This is a genomic window from Paraburkholderia sp. Cy-641, from assembly GCF_011752945.1.
Classification (GTDB): domain Bacteria; phylum Pseudomonadota; class Gammaproteobacteria; order Burkholderiales; family Burkholderiaceae; genus Paraburkholderia.
On sequence record NZ_VWWM01000120.1, the window covers coordinates 1 to 6,138 of the forward strand.

Annotated in this window: 4 protein-coding genes; all 4 read left to right on the forward strand. The window is 67.7% G+C overall.

Going from position 1 to position 6,138, the window contains the following annotated elements:
- On the forward strand, positions 1-979 hold a 979-nt coding region (tagH, locus tag F3J20_RS31500), incomplete at its 5' end, for a type VI secretion system-associated FHA domain protein TagH (protein ID WP_240162969.1).
- Between the two features lie 35 nt (positions 980-1,014).
- Positions 1,015-2,349, forward strand: coding sequence for a type VI secretion system baseplate subunit TssK (gene tssK, locus F3J20_RS31505; RefSeq protein ID WP_167285820.1), 1,335 nt, complete (start codon positions 1,015-1,017; stop codon positions 2,347-2,349).
- 23 nt (positions 2,350-2,372) lie between these two features.
- Complete coding sequence (locus F3J20_RS31510) at positions 2,373-3,662, forward strand: DotU family type VI secretion system protein (RefSeq protein ID WP_167285821.1); 1,290 nt, start codon at positions 2,373-2,375, stop codon at positions 3,660-3,662.
- Positions 3,663-3,708: 46 nt separating this feature from the next.
- Positions 3,709-6,138 (forward strand): type VI secretion system membrane subunit TssM (gene tssM / locus F3J20_RS31515; RefSeq protein ID WP_167285822.1); only part of this gene is annotated, 2,430 nt, incomplete at its 3' end.

Genomic DNA, 6,138 nt, shown 5'->3' on the forward strand with positions numbered 1-6,138 from the left:
TCAGGCCGCCAGCGTGCGGCATACGATGCCCGCGGCGACGCCGGTGCCCGTGCCCGCGCCGTCGCCAGCGGTGGCTCCGATGCCGGCCCCAACGCCAGCCGCGCAGCCCGATGTGCCGTTTGCCGCGCAGCCGGCTTCGCCCTTGGAGATGGAGACGTCATCCGTTGCCGCGCCGTCGCCGCTCCCTGAGGTGCCGCTGCCGGTCCCGGAAGCGTCGCGGCCCCAGGCCATCCACGAAGACGTAGTAGGCAACGCGCAGCCCGCGATGTCCGCCGCACGAGCCGCGCCTGCAATCCCCGCGGCCCCAGCAACCCCAGCGGCCCCGACAACCCCAACCCGCCACGACACCCCCGGTGCCACGAGCGACGACCGCGCCGTGCTCTTCCAGGCCCTGCTCGAAGGACTCGGCCTCGACCCCTCGCGCGCGCCGAATCTGCCCGGGCCGGAGTTCGCGCGCCTGATCGGCACGATGTTGCGCGAAGCACTGCGCGGCACGATGGCGGTATTGCGGGCCCGCTCGATGACCAAACGCGAAGCCCGCCTCGACACGACCGTGATCGTCGCGCGCGACAACAACCCGCTCAAATTTTTCCCCGACGTCGACAGCGCGCTGGCGCAGATGCTGACCGGCCGCACGGCCGGCTATCTGCCGCCCGACGAAGCGCTCAAGCGCGCCTTCGACGATATCGAGGCGCACGAACTCGCCGTGCTGGCCGGCATGCGCGCGGCGCTCGCGCATGTGCTGGGCCGCTTCGATCCCGCCTCGATCGAAGCGCAGCTGAAAGACCCGGGCGCCTTCGAAAAAGTGCTGTCGAACCGCAAGGCGAAGCTATGGGACCTGTTCGTCGGCTTGCAGGGCGCCGTCGCGCGCGAAGCCGAGGACGACTTCCAGAAACTTTTCGGCCAGGCGTTCAATGAGGCGTACGAGGCCCAGATCGACGAACTGCACGCGGCCCGCGCACGTCAGCCGAAACCTTGAGCCGATCCCACCTAGAAACGTTCGAACGAAACAACATGTCCTGGAATAGCAAAGTCATCTGGTCCGAGGGGATGTTTCTGCAGCCCCAGCATTTGCAGCAGCACGACCGCTATCTGCAGCGGCAACTGGAGACGCGCGCCGCCGGCCTGCGTCCGTATAGCTGGGGCTTTACCGCGCTGGAGATCGACGAGCCGCTGCTCAAGCTCGGCAAGCTCGCGCTGCTGTCCTGCGCCGGTGTGCTGCCCGACGGCACGCCATTCGATCTGCCCGCCGACGACGACTTGCCCGAGCCGCTCGACATTCCCGAGGGCACCCGCAACGTGCTGGTGCAACTGGCGCTGCCGGTGCGCCGGCCGGGCGTGGCCGAAACCGGCAACGAGGCGAGCGAGGAGAACTTCGCGCGCCACCGCATCGCCGAACTCGACGTGAGCGACAGCAATGATCCGAACGCCGGCGCGGCGCTGATGCAGATCGGCAAACTGCGGGTGCGCCTCGCGCTCGCTCCCGACGTAGCCAATGCCTATACGGCGCTGGGCGTGGCGCGCGTGCTCGAACGCCTGCCCGACAACCGGGTCGTGCTCGAAAACGACTACAGCCCGCCGTGTCTCGACTATCGCGTGGCGCGCCGCCTCGGCGCCTTCGTCGACGATCTCGTGGGCCTGCTGCATCAGCGTGGCGAAGCGCTGGCCGGGCGCCTCGCGCAGCCCGGCGTGACGGGCGTCGCGGAAGTGGCCGATTTCCTGCTGTTGCAGCTGATCAACCGTCACGAGCCGCTGGCCTCGCATCTCTCGACGATGACCGGTCTGCATCCCGAAGCGCTCTACGAGGTGGCGGTGCAACTGGCCGGCGAACTGGCGACCTTCAGCCAGGCGTCGAAGCGCCCGCCCGCGTATCCGGTGTATCGCCACGAATGGTTGCGCGAGACCTTCGCGCCGGTGATCGACGATATCCGCGCGTCGCTGAGCATGGTGATGGACCCGCACGCGGTGGCGATCCCGCTCGAAGAGCGCAAGTTCGGCCTGCGCGTGGCGATCGTGCCGGACAAGACGCTGTTTGCCGGTGCCACCTTCGTGCTCGCGGTGCGCGCGCAGATGCCGGCCGAGCACATCCTGACCGGCTTCGCGCCGCAGGTGAAGATCGGACCGATCGAGCGCATTCGCGATCTGGTCAATCTGCAACTGCCGGGCATCGGCCTGCGCGCGTTGCCGGTGGCGCCCCGGCAGTTGCCGTTTCATGCGGGCTTTACCTACTTCGAACTCGATCGCGGCAACGAGCTGTGGAAGCAGTTCGCGAGTTCCGCCGGCATGGCGCTGCACGTCGCCGGCGAATTTCCCGGTCTCGCAATGGAATTCTGGGCGATTCGCCGCTGATACCTTGATTGAGGACGTTCATCGTGACTCCTGACGAACTGCGTGGTCCCGCCGACGACCCCGGCGCGACGATCCTGATTCCGACCCCGGGCGGCGCGCGGGCCGCGTTCATGGCGGCCGCGGCGGCGCCCGCACCGATGCTGCCCGCGGGCGGCGGGCTCAATCCGCTGCTGCGCGCGGCCAACCCGCTGATCGAACTGGCGCTGCCGTTGCGCCAGTTGCCGACGCATCCGAACGTCGAAGACCTGCGCAACCAGCTGATGCAGATGGTGCGCAACTTCGAAGCCCAGGGCCGCGCCAACGGCATCGACGACGAGAAGCTCGGCGCCTCGCGCTATTGCCTGTGCACCTTCCTCGACGAAGCGATCGCCAGCACGCCGTGGGGCGCGGGCCTGTGGGGCAGCCGCAGCCTGCTCGTGACGTTCCACAACGAGGCCTCGGGCGGCGAGCGTTTCTTCCTGATTCTGCAGCGTCTCGCGCAGAACCCCGCCGGCAATGTCGACGTGCTCGAATTGATCTACGTGATTCTCGGCCTCGGTTTCGAAGGACGCTACCGTCTGATCGACGGCGGCCGCACGCAGCTCGACACGATCCGCGAACGCCTCGAACAGATGATTCGCGGCCAGCGCGGCGCGGCCGAGCGCGATCTGTCGCCGCACTGGCTGCCGGTCAAGGTCGAGCGCAAGCCGCTGCTGCAACTGGTGCCCTTGTGGGTCGCGGCGGCGGTGGCCTGCCTCGTGCTCGTGATCGTTCATCTGGTGCTGAGCTTCCGGCTCAACGACATGTCCGACCGCGTATTCGAAGCGCTGCACGGGATTCGGGTCGCGCCCGCGCCCGCGCTGGCCTCGAAACTCGCGGCCGCGCCCAAGCTTGCGCCGAAGCTGTCGCAGTTCCTCGCGCCGGAAATCGCCCGCGGTCTCGTGCGCGTGGCCGAGTTGCCCGACCGGACCGTCGTCACGATCAACGGCGACGGCCTGTTCGCGTCGGGCAGCGCCGATCTGGCCGAGGGTTTCGTGCCGCTCATCGAACGGATCGGCGATGCCTTGAAGGCCGTGCAGGGCAATGTGGTCGTGGCCGGTCATACGGACAATCAGCGCGTCTTCTCCGCGCGCTTCCCGTCGAACTGGCATCTGTCGCAGGCGCGCGCCGAAGCGGTGCGCGACATGCTCGCGGCCCGCGCCGGCACGCCTGGCCGTTTCAGCGCCGAAGGGCGCGGCGATGCCGAACCGATCGCGCCCAACGACACCGCCGCGAATCGCGCGCGCAACCGCCGCGTCGATATCACGGTGCTGGCGCCGGGAGCGGCATCGTGAAGAACCTGATAAGACGTTCGTCGCGCAAGGCACAGAGGAGCCGGGCATGAAAATCTTCAACTGGCTGAGACGGCCCATCGTGCTGTCGCTGCTCGGCGTGCTCGCGTTGTCGCTGATCGTCTGGGTCGAGGGGCCGCTCGTCGCGTATGCCGGTCACGAGCCGCTCGACAGCACCGGCAGCCGCTGGGTCGTGATCGTCGTATTGCTGCTGTTGTGGGCGCTCTACTGGGCCGTGCGCTGGCTCGCGATGCGGCTCGCGAACGTCCGCTTCACGCGCGTGGTGGCGCAGGGAACGGACGAGCCCGCGCCCGGCAAGAAAGAATCCGAGGCCGACATCGCGGCCCTGAAGCAGCGTTTCGAGGCGGCGATGGCGACCTTGCGCAAGGCGCGGGTCAAGGGCCGCTTTGGTAGTCAGTATGTCTATCAATTGCCGTGGTACATGTTCGTCGGCGCGCCCGGCACGGGCAAGACCACCGCGCTGCTGAACTCGGGGCTCAAGTTTCCGCTGGCCGAGCGGCTCGGCAAGCAGTCGGTCGGCGGCGTGGGCGGCACGCGCAATTGCGACTGGTGGTTCACCGACGATGCGGTGCTGCTCGACACGGCGGGCCGCTTTACCACCCAGGATAGTTTCGCCGAGGCCGATCAGGCCGGCTGGGCCGGTTTCCTGCAACTGCTGCGCAAATACCGGCCACGCCGGCCGCTGAACGGCGTGATCGTCGCGCTGTCGGCGCGCGATCTGCTGCAACTGTCGGACACCCAGCGCGACCAGCAGGCGAAGGCCGTGCGCGAACGGCTCAAGGAACTGTACGGCCAGCTCGGCATGCGCTTTCCGGTCTACGTGATCGTGACCAAATGCGATCTGCTCGCCGGTTTCGCCGAGTTTTTCGACGACCTCGGCCGCGACGAGCGCGAACAGGTCTGGGGCATGACGTTCCCCTACACGGAGCAGGGCTCGCCCGACGACGCGCTGGCCGCGTTTCCGGCCGAATTCGAGGCACTCGAAAAGCAGTTGCAGGCGCGCGTGCTGAATCGCATGCAGCGCGAGACCGACGTGCACCGGCGCGCGCTCGTCTATGGATTCCCGCAGCAGTTCGCGGGGTTGCAGGCGATGCTGAAGAGCTTTCTGAACGAAACCTTCAGCACGTCCCGCTTCGAGCAGTCCGCGCTGCTGCGTGGCGTGTATTTCACGAGCGGCACCCAGGAAGGCCGGCCGATCGACCGCGTAATGAGCGCGGTGGCCTCGGCGCTCGGTTTTCAGCAACAGGTCGTCGTGCCGGATGCGGCGAGCGGGCGGGCGTACTTCATCACGAAGCTGCTGCGCAACGTGATTTTCGAGGAAGCCGGGCTCGCGGGCGTGAACCAGAAACTGGAGCGGCGCCGCGCGTGGTTCCAGCGCGCCGCGCTCGCGGCGATCGGGGTCGTCGCGGTGCTGGCGCTGGTGCTGTTTTTCGTCAGCTATCAGCGCAACGAAGCCTACGTGGCCAAGGTGCAGCAGCATGTGGCCGCATTGCAGAAGCTCGCGCAGAGCACGCAGCCCAGCGACAACCCGCTGGCCTTGCTGCCGCTGCTCAATGCCGCGCGCGATCTGCCCGGCGGTTATGCGGACCGCGACAAAAGCGTGCCGTGGCTGTCGCGCCTCGGCCTTTATCAAGGCGACAAGCTCGGCCTCGAAGCGCAGACCAGTTATCGGCGGCTGTTGCGGCAGACGCTGCTGCCGCTCGTGGTGAGCCGCATGGAAGACGAATTGCGCCGGGGCGACGCGAACAATCCCGACTTCCAGTATGAAGTACTGCGCGCCTACCTGATGCTCGGCGATTCGCTGCACTATGACGCCGACTCGGTGCGCCTGTGGGCCGATGTCGATTGGCGCCGCGGACCGTTGCGCGATGCGAGCGACGAGCAGCGCAACGATATCGACGGTCATCTGGCGGCGCTGTTCCAGCCGGCGCGCTTCGATGCGTCGCTGCCGCTCGACAAGGACCTGATCGCGCAGGCGCGGGCGACGCTCGCGAAGATGCCGCTGACCCAGCGCCTGTTCAACCGCGTCAAACGCGATCTCGAACAGAGCAGGCTGCCGGAGTTCAGCGTCGCCAATGCCGCTGGGCGCAATGCCGCGCTGGTGCTGGTGCGCAAGAGCGGCGCGCCGTTGACGCGTGGCGTGTCGGGCGCTTATACGCGGGCCGGTTACCGGAAGTTCGTCCAGTTGCGCGACGCGGCGGTGCTCGATATCGCTAAGGACGATTGGGTGCTGGGGCGCGAGGAATCCGTATTGACGCCGAATGGTCTCGACGACCTGAAGGCCGGCATGACGCGGCTCTATTACGACGAGTACATCCGCCAATGGGATGCCTTGCTCGGCGATGTCGACGTGGTGCCGTTCAACGGTGTGGACCAGGGCGCGCGCCTGGCGAACCTGCTGGCGGCGGCCGACTCGCCGCTGCGCTCGCTGATGCTGGCCGCGGCGCAGGAAACCACG